The 17,844-nt window shown below is 69.1% G+C and carries 11 protein-coding genes and 2 pseudogenes; 6 read left to right on the top strand and 7 right to left on the bottom strand.

The genetic code is table 11. The annotated features are described in order from the left end of the window. Positions 1-10: 10 nt before the first annotated feature. From VZQ01_RS09675 to VZQ01_RS09665, 3 genes are read left to right on the top strand one after another with little or no spacing between them, the layout of a single operon-like run. A complete protein-coding gene (locus tag VZQ01_RS09675; protein ID WP_426747646.1) occupies positions 11-4,234 on the top strand; it encodes a type I polyketide synthase in 4,224 nt (1,407 codons plus the stop codon). Between the two features lie 36 nt (positions 4,235-4,270). Next, on the top strand, positions 4,271-4,960 hold the full coding sequence (locus VZQ01_RS09670; RefSeq protein WP_426747645.1) for a DUF2071 domain-containing protein: 690 nt from the start codon (positions 4,271-4,273) through the stop codon (positions 4,958-4,960). Then, positions 4,957-5,925 carry an alpha/beta fold hydrolase gene (locus VZQ01_RS09665; RefSeq protein ID WP_223752065.1) on the top strand — a complete coding sequence of 323 codons (969 nt, stop codon included), beginning with the start codon at positions 4,957-4,959 and terminating at the stop codon, positions 5,923-5,925. Before VZQ01_RS09670 ends, VZQ01_RS09665 begins: the two co-directional genes overlap by 4 nt. 51 nt (positions 5,926-5,976) lie before the next feature. Here VZQ01_RS09665 and VZQ01_RS09660 read toward each other — a convergent pair whose 3' ends face one another. From VZQ01_RS09660 to hrpA, 4 genes are all read right to left on the bottom strand, one after another. Further along, positions 5,977-7,815: an AMP-binding protein gene (locus VZQ01_RS09660; RefSeq protein WP_426747644.1), complete on the bottom strand. Its 1,839-nt coding sequence runs from the start codon at positions 7,813-7,815 to the stop codon at positions 5,977-5,979. Positions 7,816-7,836: 21 nt separating this feature from the next. Next, complete coding sequence (locus VZQ01_RS09655) at positions 7,837-8,643, bottom strand: enoyl-CoA hydratase-related protein (protein WP_223785425.1); 807 nt, start codon at positions 8,641-8,643, stop codon at positions 7,837-7,839. Positions 8,644-8,838: 195 nt separating this feature from the next. Further along, complete coding sequence (locus VZQ01_RS09650; protein WP_426747643.1) at positions 8,839-10,092, bottom strand: hypothetical protein; 1,254 nt, start codon at positions 10,090-10,092, stop codon at positions 8,839-8,841. Between the two features lie 55 nt (positions 10,093-10,147). Continuing rightward, entirely contained in the window at positions 10,148-13,858 is a 3,711-nt protein-coding gene (hrpA, locus tag VZQ01_RS09645; RefSeq protein WP_426747642.1) for an ATP-dependent RNA helicase HrpA, read from the bottom strand. Positions 13,859-13,972: 114 nt separating this feature from the next. Here hrpA and VZQ01_RS09640 point away from each other — a divergent pair, with 114 nt between their 5' ends. Then, complete coding sequence (locus tag VZQ01_RS09640; RefSeq protein WP_426747641.1) at positions 13,973-14,422, top strand: hypothetical protein; 450 nt, start codon at positions 13,973-13,975, stop codon at positions 14,420-14,422. A gap of 54 nt (positions 14,423-14,476) precedes the next feature. Here the strand turns inward: VZQ01_RS09640 and VZQ01_RS09635 are convergent, their stop codons facing one another. Next, entirely contained in the window at positions 14,477-14,701 is a 225-nt protein-coding gene (locus tag VZQ01_RS09635; protein WP_426747640.1) for a hypothetical protein, read from the bottom strand. Continuing rightward, complete coding sequence (locus tag VZQ01_RS09630) at positions 14,698-14,937, bottom strand: hypothetical protein (RefSeq protein WP_426747639.1); 240 nt, start codon at positions 14,935-14,937, stop codon at positions 14,698-14,700. The genes VZQ01_RS09635 and VZQ01_RS09630 overlap by 4 nt, the downstream gene beginning before the upstream one ends. Positions 14,938-15,048: 111 nt before the next feature. Here VZQ01_RS09630 and VZQ01_RS09625 point away from each other — a divergent pair. Together VZQ01_RS09625 and ltrA are read left to right on the top strand one after the other, a co-directional pair. After that, positions 15,049-15,468 (top strand): annotated as a pseudogene (locus VZQ01_RS09625) (integrase core domain-containing protein); the annotation flags it as partial. A gap of 708 nt (positions 15,469-16,176) precedes the next feature. Next, positions 16,177-17,436: a group II intron reverse transcriptase/maturase gene (gene ltrA, locus VZQ01_RS09620; RefSeq protein ID WP_426747638.1), complete on the top strand. Its 1,260-nt coding sequence runs from the start codon at positions 16,177-16,179 to the stop codon at positions 17,434-17,436. A gap of 153 nt (positions 17,437-17,589) precedes the next feature. On the opposite strand, the pseudogene VZQ01_RS09615 reads toward ltrA, so the two are convergent. Then, a pseudogene (locus VZQ01_RS09615) lies at positions 17,590-17,748 on the bottom strand (helix-turn-helix domain-containing protein); the annotation flags it as partial. Positions 17,749-17,844 lie beyond the last annotated feature (96 nt).

Raw genomic sequence — 17,844 nt, 5'->3', positions numbered from 1 at the left:
GAATATCGAGATGACGACCGAGGACATCAACTACCGGCAGATCGTGCAGCAGCAGCTCGTGAAGATTCGCAAGCTGGAGGCCCGGCTGGAGAAGGCCGAGTCGACGCCCCGCGTGGAGCCCATCGCCATCGTCGGAATGGCGTGCCGCTTCCCGGGTGGCGTCACCACGCCGGAGGCGTACTGGGAGCTGTTGCGAGACGGCGTGGACGCCACGATGGAGGTGCCGGCGAACCGCTGGGACGTGGACGCGCTCTATGACCCGAAGCCGCAGGTGCCGGGGAAGATCAACACCCGCCGGGGTGGCTTCCTGAAGGACGTGGACCAGTTCGACGCCCAGTTCTTCGGCATCTCCCCGCGCGAGGCCGCGGCGATGGACCCGCAGCAGCGGCTGTTGCTGGAGGTCGGCTGGGAGGCGCTGGAGCGAGCGGGGTATCCGGTGGAGCGCCGAGGCCGGCAGCGCGTGGGCGTCTTCGTGGGCGTGATGAACACGGACTACAGCCAGCGCATGCTCGCGAACGCGGACCTGTCGCAGCTGGACCCGTACTTCGGCACGGCGAAGGGTGCGTGCTTCAGCGCGGGCCGCCTGTCGTACGCGCTGGGCTTCCAGGGCCCGAGCATGGCGGTGGACACGGCGTGCTCGTCCTCACTGGTGGCGATGCACCTGGCCATCCAGAGCCTGCGCCTGGGCGAGTGCCCCGTGGCGCTCGCGGGCGGTGTGAACCTCATCCTCTCCCCGGAGGTGAGCGTCTACCTGGCAAGCAGCGGTGCACTGTCTCCCGAGGGCCGCTGCAAGACGTTCGATGCCTCGGCGGATGGTTATGCGCGCGGCGAGGGCTGCGGCGTGCTGGTGCTGAAGCGGCTGTCGGACGCGGTGGCGGACGGGAACGAAGTGCTGGCGGTGATTCGCGGGACGGCGGTGAACCACGACGGCCCGAGCAGTGGGCTGACGGTGCCGAACGGAATGGCGCAGCAGGCTGTGATACGCCAGGCGCTGGAGAACGGAGGGGTGAAGGCGACGGAGGTGAGCTACCTGGAGGCGCACGGGACGGGGACGTCGCTGGGAGACCCGATTGAAGTGGACGCGATGTGGGGAGCGCTGGGGGAGGGGCGGAGCGGGGAGTCGCTGTGGCTGGGCTCGGCGAAGACGAACCTGGGACACCTGGAGTCGGCGGCGGGAGTGGCGGCGGTGATGAAGGTGGTGCTGTCGCTGAAGAACAAGCAGTTGCCGCCGCACCTGCACTTCAAGACGCCGAACCCGCACATCGGCTGGGACCAGATGGCGGTGGAGGTGCCGACGAAGCTGACGCAGTGGGAGCCCAAGCAGACGCGCCGGCTCGCCGGTGTCAGCTCCTTCGGTCTGAGCGGGACGAACGCGCACGTCATTCTGGAAGAGGCGCCCCCGAGGGCGGAGCCCGTCCAGAAGCAGGACGTGGTCGAGCGCCCGAAGCACGTGTTGGTGCTGAGCGCGCGAAGCCCGAGCGCGCTGGAGGAGCAGGCGAAGCAGTACGCGGGAGCGCTGGATGGGGCTGCGGTGGGAGACGTGTGCTTCACGGCGTCGGTGGGCAGGACGCACCTGGAGCAGAGGCTCGCGGTGGTGGGGGCTTCAGCGGAGGAGCTGAAGTCGAAGCTGGAACGCACCGTGGCGGGAGAGTCCGTGGCCGGAGTGGTGAAAGGCCAGGCGGTGGGGAAGGAGAAGAGGAAGGTGGCCTTCCTCTTCACGGGCCAGGGAAGCCAGTACGTGGGGATGGGAGAGGAGCTGTACCGGACGCAGCCGGCCTTCAAGGAAGCGCTGGAGGAGTGCGCGAAGGTGCTGGAGGGGGTGCTGGAGAAGCCGCTGCTGGAGGTGATGTTCGGCCAGGGCAGCGAGCTGGACGAGACGAGGTACACGCAGCCGGCGCTGTTCGCGGTGGAGTACGCGCTGTGGAGGATGTGGAGGAGTTGGGGAGTGGAGGCGGACGCGGTGCTGGGGCACAGCGTGGGGGAGTACGTGGCGGCGGTGGTGGCCGGCGTCATGGGAGTGGAGGACGCGCTGAAGCTGGTGGCGGAGCGAGGCCGGCTGATGCAGGCGCTGGGGGGGGAGGGGGAGATGGTGGCGGTGGAGGCACCGGAGGAGTGGATTGCGGAGGCGGTGAAGGGGTTGGAGGCGAGCGTCTCGATTGCGGCAAGGAACGGCCCGAAGCAGTGGGTGGTGGCGGGGTTGAAGGAGGGAGTGAAGGAGGCGGAGCGTCGGCTGGGGGAGAAGGGCGCGAAGACGAAGAAGCTGAAGGTGTCGCATGCGTTCCACTCGCCGCAGATGGAGCCGATGCTGGACGCCTTCGAAGCGCGGGTGGGTGCGGTGAAGTTGGAAGCCCCGAAGCGGGTGCTGATTTCGAATGTGAGCGGGAAGAAGGCGGGGGCGGAGGTGGCGAGCGCGAAGTACTGGCGCACGCACGTGAGGGAGGCGGTGCGCTTCGCGGAGGGGATGGAGGCGCTGAGGAAGGAGGGGGTGGGAATCTTCCTGGAGGTGGGCCCCGCGCCGGTGTTGGTGGGGATGGGGAGGCAGACGCTGGAGGAGGAGGGGCTGGAGTGGGTGGCGAGTTTGAGGAAGGGGAAGGGGGAGTGGGAGACGGCGCTGGAGGCGCTGGGGGCGCTGTACGTGAAGGGAGTGGAGGTGGCGTGGAGCGAGTACGAGAAGCCGTACGCGCGCCGCACCGTGTCCCTGCCCACCTACCCGTTCCAGCGGCGTCGCCACTGGCACGCCGAGCCCGTGCCCCAGCCGCGCGTGTCGTCGCCGTCCACCTCGTCGTCCGTGGTCCGCGTGGCCTCGCAGCTCCAGGCCTCGAGCGAGCTGGGCAGCGTGGGCGTGGCGGACGTGTACTCCGACTTCGGCCGCTCCTTCGAGCGCTTCAACACGCGAGGCCAGGAGCTGTACCTGCACTGGGCTCCGCTGCGTGAGGTGCCCAAGGGCTTCTCGTGGCTCAAGGTCTTCTACCCCGACCTCTTCCCCGAGGACGACCACGTCCACTTCGAGCATGTCTACGGCGAGGCGCTGCGCGAGCTGCGCTCCGTCACGTACCGCGCGGTGGACTTCTCCTCCATCCGGCGGGTGCTCGACATCGGGTGCGGCTACGCGTCGGACCTCATCGACCTGGCGAAGAACCACGCCCACCTCAAGCTGGACGGCTACAACATCACGCTCGCGCAGGTGGAGGCGGGCGGCAAAAAGGTGAAGGAGCGCGGCCTCCAGGACCGCGTGCGCCTGTTCAACCGCGACAGCTCGAAGGACGAGTTCCCGGACCAGTACGAGCTCATCCAGGCGTTCCAGGTCATCCATCACATCGAGGACAAGCGCGGCGTGCTGGCCAACATCCAGCGGCACCTGGCCAACGGAGGCCTGTTGGTCGCGTCGGACATCGTCTCCACGGTGGACGAGACGCTGCGCCACGAGGAGTCCGAGGCGCACCTGCTGCCGCGCAAGGAGTGGGCGCAGCTCTTCGCCGAGGCGGGGCTGCGCATCATCGGCTGCGTGGACCTGAGCCGCGAAATCAGCAACTTCTTCGATGACCGCGAGTACGACGCGTCCATGGCGCGGCTCAAGCAGAACATCACCGCCGCCGAGAGCGCCTTCATCGTGGGCCCGCACATGCTGGGCAAGCTGCTGGGCACGGGGCTCGCGCAGTACCTGGTGCTCACGCTCCAGAAGGAGCCCTTCCTCAGCCGCGACGTCCTGCTCTCCATGAACCAGCGCTACCTGGACGCGCCGCAGGCCTACGCGGACATCGTGGCCCACGCGGACGCGGAAGGCCGCTTCCCGCTCGAGGCGCCGCGCTCGGCCAGCACCGCCGCCGCCGTGCGCTCCACGCAGTCGACGGGCGGCTTGTCGCTGTCCGCGGACCCGGCGCAGGCCCGGGGGCAGCTCAAGTCGTTCCTCGAGGAGCGCATCCGCAAGGTCCTCCAGCTCGCGAAGGAGGACACCGTGGCGTTCGACTCGACGTTCATCTCGCTGGGCTTCGACTCCTTCACGGGCCTGCAGCTCAAGAACGTGCTCGAGAAGGAGCTGGGCGTGTCGCTGCCCATGTCCCAGCTCTTCGAGGACCTCAGCCTGGACGCGCACGTGGACCGGATGCTCGCGAGCGTGAAGCCCGCCGCGCCTGCCGCCGAGCCACCGCCGGCCGCGACCGAGCCCACCCTGGACGTGGACGCCATGTCCGAGGACGAGGTCAATGCCCGGCTCCAGGCCCTGCTCAAGTCCTAGTCGTCATCCCGCTTCCACTCTCTCCAAGGAAAAACCATGAGCCTCAAAGACCTCCCCATCACCCTCGCCGGCAAGCTGCACGACATCGAAATCGTCCACTTCACCGTGGACCTGGAGGAGATGAAGCAGCACATCCCCTCGCAGTTGAAGGTGCGCTCGGTGGGCGGCAAGTCCGTCGTGTCCCTGGTGAACGTGACGCCGCACCGCATGGGGCCCCAGTTCCTGCCCCCCGTCATGCGCCCCACGTATCAGGCGTTCCTCTTCCGCACGCTGCTGGAGGACGCCGAATACAACGAGGAGAAGAAGGACAAGGGCCTGTACTTCACCGCGGTGCGCTCGCCCAGCTTCATGGCGCGCACGGGCCTGAAGCTCTTCACCGACATCGTCATCGAGTCCTGTGTCACCACGCGCACCGGCAACCGCGTGGACCTGCGCACCGGCGACCGCTTCGTGCGCTACGAGCTGGATGACCACTCCCCGGTGACGGCGGACCCCGAAATCGAGGACATCGCCAACACGCTGGACCGCGCCTACACCGTCAACGCGGACGGTGTGGTGCGCCGCGTGGTCATCGAGCGCTACCGCTGGCCGCTCAAGCAGGTGGCCTGCAAGGACTTCGCGACCAACTTCTTCAAGTCCGCCGAGCCGCGCGCTTGCTACAAGGTGACGGAGGTCATCGACTACATCTGGAAGCCCTTCGAGGTCATCGCGAGGCCCCGGGCGTGAGCGGCCCGCTGCCCTACTCGGGGTCCGAGTACTGGAAGAACTACCTGCTGCGCTGGTACGGCGGCGAGGAGACGCTGCGGCAGTGGACGCGGCACGTGCGCGAGAGCACGTACCGCGGACAGCACCGCACGCACGCGCTGGACATCTACCCGGGAGCCAGTCCCGAGCGGCCCGTCATCATCCTGGTGCCGGGCTCGGTGTCCTACGGGCGGCTCTTCGCCTACCCGGCGCTGCTGCTGCGCGAGCTGGGCTACAACGTCATCACCTTCGACTTCGAGGGCTGTGGCCTGGACCGTCAGGGCCTGGGCGACTACACGCTCGAGGCGCACGTGAAGAACCTGGTGGACGTCATCCAGCGCGCGCGCCAGGAGTTCAAGGGGCCCGTCGTCACCTTCGGCCTGAGCTTCGGCGGCATGACGTCGTACCTCGCCGCCGAGCGCACGCCGGTGGACGTCATGGCCTGGTACGCCTGCGTGGACCCGAGCGACCGCGAGTTCATCCAGACGGAGTTCAGCCCCGGCAAGGCCATGCCGCTGGTGGTGAGCCTCTTCCGGGGGCTCGCGAAGCTGATGCCGAAGGTGCGCGTGCCGGTGAAGGCGTTCCTCCAGTACTCGCGGCTGTCGGACTCGGCCGACTTCAACGACGCGTACGGCAAGGACCCGCTGGTGGGGGGAAGCTGCACGCTGAGGGCGATGGTCAGCGTGATGTCCGACTACCGGAAGAGCGTTCCCTTCGGCGCCGCGCGCTTCCCGTTCCTGGTCATGCATGACCGTCAGGACCGGATGTTCCCCATGAAGTACAGCCGCAAGACGTACGAGCAGCTCGGGGACATCCCCAAGGCGTACGTGGAGCTGGCGGGGCAGGGCCACTGGCCCACGTCGCCCGAGGGGATGAAGGCGCTCATCGCCCCGCTCGACACCTTCCTCCAGGGCCTGCCCCTGGGCGCGAGGGCCGTGGGCACCTGAGTCCCGCGGGAGGCCGAGGCCGGGGGCGTACATGCACCCGGCCTCGGTGTCTCACGCCAGGACGAGCACGCGAGCGCCGGGCTCGGAGGCGAACAGCTCCCGCACCAGTCCCGCGCGGTTCTCCCGGACGACGCGCTGGTTGATGGAGCCCTTGTCCGTCAGCTCGTGCGTGTCGAAGGACGGAGGCTCGGCCACCAGCAGCAGCCGGCGGATGGCGTGGGACGAGCCCGGGAAGGCGCGGTTGTGGCCCTCGAGCGACTCGCGCAGCCGGTTCAGCACGTCCTCGCGCGCGTGCGGCGGCGTGTCAGCCGGCGCGGGGCCGAGCAGGGCGGTGATGGCGTTGGGGTTGAGCCAGGCCATGACGCCGACGGCCTCTTCCCCGAGCCCGCAGATGACGCAGTCGGAGAGCAGCGGCGCGGCGGTGGTCAGCACCTGCTGCCTCAGGGCGCTCGCGGCCACGCGGGTGCCGGTGTTGAGCTTGAAGTCCTCGGCCAGCCGGCCCGCGAAGACGAGCCCCGCTTCGGGCCGCGCCGGGTCCAGGAAGCGCACCGCGTCGCCCAGCTCGTAGAAGCCCTCCTCGTCGAAGCCCTGTCGTCCCGTGGGCTCGGCGTCGTGTCCCGGCGTCACCGTGGGGCCCTTCACGCGCAGGGCGTGGCGGTCATCGGTGGGCACCAGCTTGAGCTGCACGCCGGGCAGGGGCAGGCCCACCAGGCCCGTCTCGTCGGTGGTCCAGTGCACCTGGGTGATGCACTGGGTCTCGGTGGCGCCGTAGATGGTGGTGAAGGGGATGCGGTGGCCCACCGTCCTCACCGCGAGCGCCTGCAGCTCGTTGGCGACGGGGGTGGGCAGGGCGGCGCCGCCGTAGGCCATCGTCTCCAGCCGGCGGAAGAAGGCCTGGCACAGCTCGGCGTCGGTGCGCAGCGCGTCCACGAGCATGCGGAAGGCCACGGGGACGGAGGAGAACTCCGTGGGGGACACGCTCTTGATGTTGGCGATGGTCTTCTCGAAGAGGCCGGGCATCGGCCGGCCCTCGTCCAGGTAGACGGTGGCTCCGCGCAGGAGGTTGTGGTTGAAGCCGATGTTGCCGCCGCCCACGTGGCTCCAGGGCATCCAGTCGAGGATGACCGGCGCGGGGCGGTCCGAGGCGGGCATCTCCAGCGCCGCCCAGCTCGCGAGCTGGTGACACATCATCCCCTGCGTCTGCGCCACACAGCGGGGCTGCGCGGTGGAGCCGGAGGTGAACATCCACTTGGCCACGGTGTCGTGGTGGATGCGCTCGATGGAGTCGTCCACGGCGGACGTGGGCTGTGTGTCCAGCCAGGAGGACAGCCGCGAGTGACGGGGCGCCGCCGGGGTGCCGGTGGCGGTGACGACCTCCACGTCGGAGAGGTCCAGGGCCTGGAGGGCCTTGGCGAAGCGGTCCGCGTCATCGGTATAGACGATGGCGGGCCGGCACACGGCGAAGGCGTGGCGCAGCTTGCCGTGGTCTGCGCTCCACAGGGAGAAGGGCACGCTGATGGGGGCCACGGGGACGCGGGCCATCATGGCCCCGAGCATCACCACGGCGAACTCGATGGAGCTGCCGGAGAGGATCATCACCGAGCGGCCCTCGGGCAGCGCGCGCGAGAGCAGGCCCTGCGCGAAGGCGCGCGCCTGCCGGTGGATGTCCGCGTACGTGTGCTGTCGCCACGAGCCATCCGGCGCGCGCTGCGCCAGGAAGACGCGGTCGGGGATGGCGCGGGCCTGCCGGGCGAGGACGTGGACGATGCTGCGCTCGACGTCCTCGTACGAGTAGCCGCTCTCGAGCAGCAGCGAGCCATCCGGGCGGGACTGGACGCGCACGCTGGGGCCGCGCATGGCAAGGGGACGGTAGGGAGTGTTCGTCGTCATGGGTGTGGGCTCCAGGGGCTCTCAGCGACCGACGAAGCGCGCGGGGCGCTTCTCCAGGAAGGCGCGGGGACCCTCGACGGCGTCCTGCGTCTGGTAGATGGGCTCGGCGATTTCGAGCTCCCGGCGCAGGGCGTCCTCGAGCGGCAGGCCCAGGCACTCGCGCACGGAGCGGCGGATGAGGCGCACGGCGACGGGGCCGTTGGCGGCGATCTGCTCGGCGAGCTGGAAGGCGGTGGGGAGCAGCTCCGCGCGCGACACGACGCGGTTGAGGAAGCCGAGCTCGAAGGCGCGGGAGGCGGGGATGAGCGCGCCGGTGAGGAGCATCTCCATCGCGTGGGCCTGGGGGAGCTGCCGGGGCAGCCGCACCGTGGAGCCGCCCGCGGGGAACAGGCCCCACTTCACCTCCTGGAGGCCGAACGAGGCCTCGTGACAGGCCACGCGCAGGTCGGTGGCCTGGGCCAGCTCCATGCCGCCGGCCACGGCGTGGCCGTTGATGGCTGCGATGACGGGCTTCTCGCAGTCGAAGTCGCGCAGGATGGCCTTCCACCCGAAGCTGCGGTCTGCGACGAGCGCCTCCTCGAAGCGGTCCTGCGGCTTGCGCGCGCCGGAGAGCAGCGGAATGGTCTTCACCAGGTCCGCGCCGGCGCAGAAGGCCTTCTCGCCCGCGCCGGTGACGATGCCCACGCGCAGGTGCTCATCCCGACGCAGCCGCTCCCAGGCCTCGGCCAGCTCATAGGCCATCTGCGCGTCGATGGCGTTGCGCGCCTCCGGCCTGTCCAGGGTGATGAGCGCCACATGGCCTTGCACGTCGAAGCGGACTGTCGCCATTCGGGATTCCTTGCACGAGGATGAGTCCCGAAGACTAGCTTCTCTCGCAGTGAAGTCGTGCGGCATGAGCGCACGAATTCATGGCGCGCCGTGGCAAGGCGCGTGGTGACAGGCATTGGGCCATGAGGTGGCGATGACCCCGACGAGGGCCTCGCGGCGAGGACTGCCCGGAGTGTGCCGGGCAGCCCCGCATCGCTACTTCGTTGAGGCGTCGGGTGCGGGGGCCGGAGGGGCGACGACGGAGACCTTGCCCTCATCCTGCTGGAGGGTGTGCGTGCTGCCCGGTGTGTAGCGCTGGAACTCCTCCAGCGTGGCCGGGACGTAGGTGATGGCGGGCCCGGCGTCGCCGTGGAAGCGCACGGTGTACTTCGCCTCGCGGGTGTCGCGCTCCTTCTCGCCAGTGCGCAGGGCCTTGGCGGGCTTGAGCTCGTCGGCGGTGGGCCAGTGCGTCTGCACGGTGGTGCCCTGGGCCTTCACGTCCCGCTCGTGCGTCCAGCGCCACGCCTTCCAGGTGTACCAGGTGGCATCGCGCGGCACGCTGCGGTAGCGCGGCTCCTTTCGCGTGCGGCGCTCGTCGACGTAGCGCGGCTCCTTGCGCGTCTTGGTCACGGAGCAGTAGCGCGTCTTGCAGCGCTTCTCGCCGCCGGTGCAGGTCGTCTTGCAGGTGGCGAAGCCGTTCTTGTTGCTGGTGCAGGTCTCCTTGCACTTCTCGGGCGTGGTGGTGCAGTCCTCGCCGCAGGCCTCCTTGTCGCGGTAGGTCTCGGTGGTGAAGCCCTTCTGGACGCGCTCCGTGTAGGAGACGGTCTGGTAGCCGTCGAGCACCTGGTCGTCGTGGTGATGGCGCTTGCCCTGGGCCTTCACCTGGAGGGCGTCCTCCGGTCGGTCCTCCTCGAAGCCCTCCTCGTCCACCAGGCGGTAGCGCTCCACGCTCACGGTGTGTTCCCAGGCGACGTCCTGGACCTGGAGCGCGCGCGTCCACTCGGGGCCCTTGGCGGCGGTGGTGGCGGCGGCGGCTTCCTTCGTCGTGGACGACGAGCCGCTCTGTCCGGCGATCATCGCGGGGCAGCAGCAGAAGAGCGCGAGGCCCAGGAGGATGTAGCAGCCGATGCGGCGGGGCTTGCTCTTCCCGGTGGGCAGCTCGGGAGGAGGCGGCACGGAGTCGGCGGTGCTCGTGCCATCGACGGCGGAGGCGCCGCAGTTCTTGCAGCCACCGTCGAGGGCGCGCTGGTCGCTCTCGCAGTAGGCGCAGCGCCAGTTGGGGCCGGAGGTGGCCATCCTGAGCAGCGCTTCGTCTGTCACGGTGACGGCGGAGGCGGTGTCCTCCGGCATCTCGTACTGCTCGCTGCCGTCCTTGGCGTTCTTGCAGCGCTGGCACACCATGTGGCGGCCGAGGTTGCGGTGGTTGCAACTCGAACAACGCCAGAACATCTCAATATGCCGCTCCGACATCTTGGTGTTTTCCCCCTCGGGTGAATACAGCCGAGCGGAGCGGGCTATAACAGCTCTATCGCAGCGCCGCGAGCGCCGCGCTGACCTTCGCCACTGTCACTGACACGGGCGTCGTCACCTCCGGCGCGAAGATGGCCACGCGGAGCTCCTCGAAAGCCCACCGCAGCTCCTGCGCCGCCTCCTGGTCGCGCACGGTGGCGCTCTTGGTGAGGAAGGTCTCCCACAGGGGCGTGAACGGCGCGGCTTTCCCCGCGTCCTTGCCCGGGTTCGCCACCGCACGCGACAGCCGCGCCTGCACCGCGCGCAGATAGCGCGGGTAGTGCATCAAGCGTGAGAAGGGGATCCACTCGATGAGCTTCGCGGGGAACAGCTGCGCGAGCTGCGAGCGGATGTCCCGCACGGCCGCCGCGCCGCTCGGCCCCTTGGACGCCGTCTTGAGCGCCGCGAGCGTCTGCGCGAGCTCCCCCGACGTGACGATGACCGCGTTCGCCCAGTCCCGTGCCTCCTGCTCGATGTGCGGTGAGCCCTCCCGGAGCAGCGTGTCGAACGCCGCCTTCGTGCGAGGCAGCGGCGCGCCCGGCGCGAGCTTGAACGCATCATCGACGGCGCGTGCGAGGACGAGCGCCTTGAACGCCTCTGCCTGGCCCCGCGCGGGCGGTGCTCCGTCCATCGATGGGAAGGGCTGCGGCATGCGCGAGGCGCTGACGGCCACGTGCCCACGCGCGGCGAGCATCAAGAGCCGCCGGACCCCCGTGCGCGAAGCCGCGTCAGCGGCCGCGGACGTCTCCAGCAGCACCAGGTCCACCGTGGCCCCCCGGTCGACGAGCGCGGGATAGCTGCGGACCTCGAGCCCACCGACCCGCCGGGTGACCACGGAGGGCAGCTCCCCGAACGTCCACGCCGTCAGCCCCTTCTTCTCCCAATCCGAGGTCGGCGCCGTGCTGCGCAGCACCGCCCGGGCATGACCTCCGTACTGCTTGAGCAGCGCGTCGACATCGCGTCCCCGCGCGAGTTCCTTCCCCTTCTCGTCAATCACCCGGAGCGTCAGGCGCAGATACGGCAACACGGCCTCCGCCCGGAAGGACTCCTCGGGCACGTCCATGCCGCTCAGCCGGGACACCGTGCGCGAGAGCGCTGGAATCAACGGCCCGCGGAAGGGCACCAGCTCCTTCGCGAGCAGTTCCACCAGGTCCGGCAACGACCCCAACTGCTTGCGCTGGGCGCGGGGGAGCTGCTCGAGCAGGGCCGTGAGCTTCTCCCGATGCCACCCAGGGATGGTCCAGTCCAGTTCACCCGGGACCATCTGGGCGAGCAGCAGCAACGGCACACTCAATGTGATGCCATCGTCCTCGGCCGAGGGGTCGAAGGTGTACGTCACCGGCACGGACGCGCCGTGCAGGCTGATGGCATCCGGGTAGTTCGCCGGAGACAGCCCCGGGTCGTACGCGAGTGCATCCTCCATCGTGAGCACGAGCACGTCGGGGTCGGCCGCCTCTGCCTTGCGACGCCAGACCTCGAAGGCGGCGCCGTCCGTCACATCCTCCGGCAGGCGCTTGTCGAAGAACGTCAGCAGCGCCTCGTTGTCGAGCAGCTCGCTCTTGCGTGCCTTGTCCCGCAGGCTCGCCACGCGCTCGAGCACCCGGCGGTTCCTCTCCTGGAACGCCCCTCGCGAGCGGTACTCGCCCCGCACCAGGGCGTGCTCGATGAACATCAGGCGCGCCCGCTCGGGGTCCATACCCGCCAGGGCCACGGGCCGCTCCTTGAAGACCGGGAGCCCGAACAGCGTCGCGCTCTCCTTCACGACGGCGCGCGCGGACTTCTCCGACCAGTGCGGCTCGGAGTAGCTGCGCTTGAGCAGGTGGGGCGCCGCCTCCGAGAGCCACTCCGGGTCCAGCTTCGCCGCCGTGCGCGCGAACAGCTGGGACGTCTCCACCAGCTCGAACGCCATCACCCAGGCCGGGGGCTTCTTCGCGAGCGCCGACGAGGGGTGCACCATGAAGCGCGTCTGCTTCGCGCCCGTGTAGTGTCGCTGCTCCGGATTCCACTGGCCGATGCGCGACAGGAGCCCGGTGAGGAGCGCCTGGTGCAGCACGTCCCCGCGCACCGGCGCGCCCTTGCCCTTCTTCGGCAGGCGCAAATCCCGGACGGTCTCCTCGAGCTGACGCTGGACGTCCCGCCACTCGCGGACCCGCAGGAAGGACAGGAAGTTGTCCCGGCACACCCGCCGCAGATGCGACGTCCCCCGGCTGTCCGCCTCGCGGATGAAGGCCCACAGCTTGAGCAGCCCCGTGAAGTCCGAGTGCTCGTCACGGAAGCTCGCGTGCAGCGCGTCCGCCTTCTGCGCCAGCTCCCGAGGCCGCTCGCGCGGGTCCTGCAGGTTGAGCGCCGCGGCGACGATGAGCACCTCGTCCTGACACCCGTACTCGGCGCCGGCGAGAATCATCCGCGCGATGCGCGGGTCCACCGGGAAGCGCGCGAGCTGGTGCCCCAGGGGCGTCAGCGTGCGCTCCTTGCCCTCGATGGCCCCGAGCTCCTCCAGCACCCGCCAGCCCTCGGCGATGGCCTTCGGCTGGGGCGGGTCGAGGAAGGGGTAGTCCTCGACGTCACCCAGGCCCAGGGACTTCATCCGCAGGATGACCCCCGCCAGCCCCGTGCGCTTGATTTCGGGGTCGGTGAAGGCGGGCCGCGACGTGAAGCTCGCCTCGTCGTACAGGCGCACGCAGATGCCCTCGCGCACGCGGCCACAGCGTCCCTTGCGCTGGTCGGCGCTGGCCTGCGAGACCGGCTCGATGTGCAGCCGCGTGACGCCCGAGCGCGAGTCATAGCGCGACAGGCGCGCCACCCCCGTGTCCACGACGTACACGATTCCCGGGATGGTGATGGACGTCTCCGCGACGTTGGTGGCGAGGATGACGCGGCGCTCGGGGATGGAGGCGAAGACCCGCGACTGCTCGGAGGCGGACAGGCGCGAGTACAGGGGCTGCACCACCGTGCCGCGGAGGTTGCGCGCGTTCAGCGCGCTCTCGGCCTCGCGAATCTCCCGCTCACCCGGGAGGAACACGAGCACGTCCCCGTCCGGGTCGAGCGAGAGGACGTTCGCCACCGAGTCGGCGACGGCGTCCGCCAGCTCGTCGTCCTCGGGGGGCGGCTCGTAGAGCACGTCCACCGGGAAGGTGCGGCCCTCCACCTGGATGACCGGAGCGCCGCCGAAGAACTGCGAGAAGCGCTCGGTCTCGATGGTGGCCGAGCTCACCACCACCTTGAGGTCGGGGCGCCGGGGCAGGAGGCGCTTGAGCCACCCGAGCAGGAAGTCGATGGTGAGGCTGCGCTCGTGGGCCTCGTCGAGCACGATGGTGTCGTAGCGGCGCAGGAGCGGGTCGCTGTGGATCTGCGCGAGCAGGACGCCGTCGGTCATGAACTTCACGGCCGTGCTCCGGGACGAGCGGTCCTCGAAGCGGATCTGGTAGCCGACGTCCGTGCCCAGCTCCGTGCCGAGCTCGCGCGCCACGCGCGCCGCCACGCTGGTCGCGGCGATGCGCCGGGGCTGGGTGACGGCGATCTGCCGAGGGCGGCCACGCCCCATGGCGAGCAGTATCTTCGGCAGCTGCGTCGTCTTCCCCGAGCCGGTGGCCCCCGCGACGATGACCACCTGATGGGCGGAGATGGCCTTGGTGATGTCCTCCACCCGGCTCGAGATGGGGAGCTCGGGGGGGAAGCGCAGGGTGGGCTGGCCGCCAGGGGGCGGAACGGGTGATTCGCCGGACATGGCCCCATGGACTAGCACTGAAGCGCCCGCGGTGCCCCTGACGAATCGTGTGGGAGCCTGCTCGGCCGGCGCTCCAGGATGCATCCCGCCCGCGCCATCCCGTATCGTCGTCGGATGACCCCGGGGCGAACCCTCACCGACCTGATGGCCGAGGTGTCCAGCCGCGCCCGTGACTGGGGCTCGGTGCAGGAACTGGGCGTCGCGCCGGAGACGGTCGTGGCCGCATGGCGGGCGAGCGACGACCCGGTGGCGATGCTGCACCTGCTCGTCGCGCTGCATCCCAAGCGCGAAACGGAGAAGTGCCTCGAGCTGGCGACCGCGCTGTCGTTCTTCGAACCCATGGGGGACCTGGCACACACGATTCGTCGCTGGAGCAGCGGCATCCCGACGAACGGTCAGTCCCCGTTCTACTTCATGCGGCTCTTCCAGCGGCTGAGCACCTCCTTCCGGTGGATGGACGCCACGACGCGCTCGGACCTCGAGCCCAAGCTCGTCGCGGCCATCCGCGCTGCCTTCCCGGACCCGTACACGCTCGCCGGGCCCGCCGCATCGGGCCCGGGGTAGGCGCGTCAGACCGCGAGAGGGCCCGTGAGGCAGGCCCTCCCGCGAATGCGCTCCCTACCAGATGCAGGCGAGCGCGCCGGACATGGTGGGGAATCCCGAGAGGGCCCCATCCGGGACCACCCCGTGCGTCGGGTTCGTCACGGCGTACTTGCGCATGCCGGGGGTGCTGCTGAGGAAGCCCGTCGCGTACACGGTGCTGCTGGAGCGCTCGTGCAGCACGGCGCCGCACCACGGCTCGTTCGGGACGGTCGCCATCGTGCCCAGGAGCACCGTCTTCACGCTGCCGGAGCCACCGAAGTACGCGATGTCGCGGGGTCGGTGAGCAGGTGCTTGGCCCCGGCGACCCACAGGTAGATCTGGCTCGTGGTGCGCTCCTGCACCAGCAGGCTCATGGCGTAGGTGTAGTCGATGAAGGGGTCGCTCCAGTTGCTGTTCGGGATGTTGTGGACTTCCTTCCAGTCATCCCAGAAGTCCAGCTCCGTGGGGTTGGGGATCCACCAGGGCCGCTGACCCACTGTTGCTGAGCGAAGTGTTTGATGGAGAGCGCGGTCGCGACGAGCGCGTTGGTTGCCGGGAAGAGATGTTGCAGGCCGTGCGGAGTCCAGCAGCGAGCCGGATTCTGGCGCGCCACGTTGCTGGCCGCCCTGCAGTGGCTGGGCGTCACGCCCTCCTTCAGCCGACCCCGCGTCTCGGACGACAACCCCTTCTCCGAGGCCCTCTTCCGCACGCTGAAATACCGTCCCTCCTTCCCGCGGCGCCCCTTCGCGTCCGTCGAGGACGCGCGAGCCTGGGTGACGCGTTTCGTAACCTGGTACAACACCGAGCACCGCGACTCCGCCATTCGCTTCGTCACTCCCGACGACAGGCACTTCGGTCGTGAGGACACTCTGCTGGCCCGGCGCCACGAGGTGTACCAGCGCGCTCGCAACCGACACCCTGAGCGCTGGAGCCGCGACACGCGCAACTGGACGCCAGCGGGCCCCGTCCGTCTCGGTCCCTCTCCGACCCTCACCCCGGCAGTGCAGGAGATGAAGCGCATCGGCTGAACCCTCTCACGCGACAACAACCTTGAGTGCGCCAGGACAAGCCTGGGTGAGGAGGACGTGATGGCATAACCAGAACCGAAACCTCATATGGAGCCCAGCAGGTGAAATCCCTGCCCGGCAAAGGTGGGCCACCAGCCGGAAGCGAGTCTTGCGTGGCGCCGGGGTAACCCGGGCTGCGAAGCGTAGACAGCGAGCGTGCGGGCCGCGTCATTGAGCCCCGAAAGAGTTGGTCTCGTGAGGGCCGACGTCGTTCAAGAGACGGAAGGCTGCACTGGGAGCGCCGCGAGAATGGCCAGGTACTCTCAGCCTCACCGGGGTCGCCAGAGCGGGGCACGTACGCACGGGGGCTCCCCAGGAACCTGGGAGGCCCTGTCTCTTCCACCTCTACGACACGGTTGGGGAACCCGTCAGAACAACCCCGGCCTCCGGGCGATGCGTCCGCCTCCCGGAGGAGCGAAAGACGGACGAGGGTGGTACCGCGAGGGCGAAGGCAACGAAGCCGATAGCGGGAGGAGCGACAGGGCGTCGGAGTGCTCCGTAGTACCGCAGAGGCAGGGGAACGGCTGCTGCGTGGGGTCGGACCCTGCGGAGGGAAGGGAGCACCGGAACATGGACCCGAAGGAGGGAAAGATGGCGGGAACACCGAGTCCCATCCCCATCTCAACGAGACTTCAACGGATAGCAACGCTGGCGAGGCAGGGGCCGGACATGGCCTTCACGACGCTGGCCCACCACATCGACATCGACTGGCTGCGCGAGGCCCACAGGCGGGTGCGCAAGGACGGCGCGGTAGGCGTCGACGGACAGACGGCCCAGGAGTACGCAGCGAGGCTGGAGGAGCACCTCCAATCGCTGCTGGGGCGCATGAAGTCCGGCACCTACCGAGCGCCGCCCGTGCGTCGGGTGCACATCCCGAAGGGGCAGGGCAAAACACGTCCCATCGGGATTCCGACCTTCGAGGACAAACTCCTCCAGAGGGCGGTCGCCATGGTGATGGAGGCCGTGTACGAGCAGGACTTCCTGCCGTGCAGCTACGGCTTCCGGCCTGGACACAGTGCACACCTGGCGCTGGAGGCCTTGTGGCAGCAGTCGATGGAGATGAACGGTGGGTGGGTGCTGGAGGTGGACATCCAGAGTTTCTTTGACACCCTGGACCATGAACGGCTCCTCGCCTTCCTCCAGCGGCGGGTGCGCGATGGGGTGCTCCTGCGCCTCATCGGCAAGTGGTTGAACGCAGGAGTGCTGGAAGAAGGGGCCGTCGTCCACCCCGAGGAAGGCACTCCGCAGGGGGGCGTCATCTCCCCCTTGCTGGCAAACGTCTACCTGCACGAGGTGCTGGACGTGTGGTTTGAGAGGCAGGTGAGGCCGCGTCTGAAGGGCCGGGCCGCTCTCGTCCGCTACGCCGATGACTTCGTGGTGCTCTTCACCCGGGAGGAGGACGCTCGGCGCGTCATGGCTGTGCTCCCAAAGCGCTTCAGCAAGTACGGGCTGAAGCTCCACCCGGAGAAGACGAGGCTGGTGCAGTTTCCACGGCCACCCCGCTCGGCCACCAAGCCGACCGGGCCACGGCCGCGCAGCTTCGATTTTCTCGGCTTCACCCATTTCTGGGGGAGGACGCTGAAGGGCAGGTGGGCCGTCCAGCGGAAGACCGCGTCAAGCCGGATGTCGCGGGCGCTGAAGAGGATGACGGACTGGTGTCGCCTCAACAGGCATCTGCCCGTTGCCGAGCAGCACCGCGGCCTCGTACAGAAGGTGAGGGGCCACTACGCGTACTACGGAATCAGCGGAAACACGCGGAGCCTCACTCGCTTCCTGTATTGGGTGACACACACGTGGCGCAAGTGGCTGGGACGCCGCTCGCAGCGCGCCACGCTGGCATGGGAGGGATTCGCACGGCTGCTGCAGCGTTACCCGCTGCCGCCTGTGCGCATCATCCACCGCTACCGCACTCTCGCAGCGAACCCATGAGCCGAAGAGCCGGATGCGGTAGTCCCGCACGTCCGGATCTGTGGGGGGCCAGGGAGGGTGACCTCCCTGGTCTACCCGACCGCTCACCGCCTTCACCTCGCGCCGCAAGCGGGCCAGTTCCTGCTTCTCGTCCGACGTCAGCCCATCCTGTCGCGTGCCCTCGTCCAGTTCGCTCTGGCGTACCAAGTTGCGCACCGTTGTGTCAGTGACGTGGAACTCCTCGGCCAGGCTGCTCGTCGTCCGTCCTGCTTTCGCCAACTCGACGATTCGCGCTCGGAACTCCGGCGGGTATGGGGGCTCCGGTTTCGGCATTGTTGGGTCCTTCTCCCTCAGTTGAACGGACTCAACGAACCCGACGCAACTCCAGTTCGAGGATCGTGACCTTCGGTTAGCCATTCCATGGCCTAT

It is taken from the genome of Myxococcus faecalis (assembly GCF_050039385.1).
GTDB classification, from domain to species: domain Bacteria; phylum Myxococcota; class Myxococcia; order Myxococcales; family Myxococcaceae; genus Myxococcus; species Myxococcus fulvus.
This window is presented reverse-complemented; position numbering and strand designations above follow the sequence as displayed.

Bases quoted from the DNA above. Each gene is read 5' to 3' on its own strand.
- VZQ01_RS09675 (WP_426747646.1), top strand. From the start codon at position 11: ATGACGACCGAGGACATCAACTACCGGCAGATCGTGCAGCAGCAGCTC.
- VZQ01_RS09670 (WP_426747645.1), top strand. From the start codon at position 4,271: ATGAGCCTCAAAGACCTCCCCATCACCCTCGCCGGCAAGCTGCACGAC.
- VZQ01_RS09660 (WP_426747644.1), bottom strand. From the start codon at position 7,815: ATGACGACGAACACTCCCTACCGTCCCCTTGCCATGCGCGGCCCCAGC.
- VZQ01_RS09655 (WP_223785425.1), bottom strand. From the start codon at position 8,643: ATGGCGACAGTCCGCTTCGACGTGCAAGGCCATGTGGCGCTCATCACC.
- VZQ01_RS09650 (WP_426747643.1), bottom strand. From the start codon at position 10,092: ATGTCGGAGCGGCATATTGAGATGTTCTGGCGTTGTTCGAGTTGCAAC.
- hrpA (WP_426747642.1), bottom strand. From the start codon at position 13,858: ATGTCCGGCGAATCACCCGTTCCGCCCCCTGGCGGCCAGCCCACCCTG.
- VZQ01_RS09640 (WP_426747641.1), top strand. From the start codon at position 13,973: ATGACCCCGGGGCGAACCCTCACCGACCTGATGGCCGAGGTGTCCAGC.
- ltrA (WP_426747638.1), top strand. From the start codon at position 16,177: ATGGCCTTCACGACGCTGGCCCACCACATCGACATCGACTGGCTGCGC.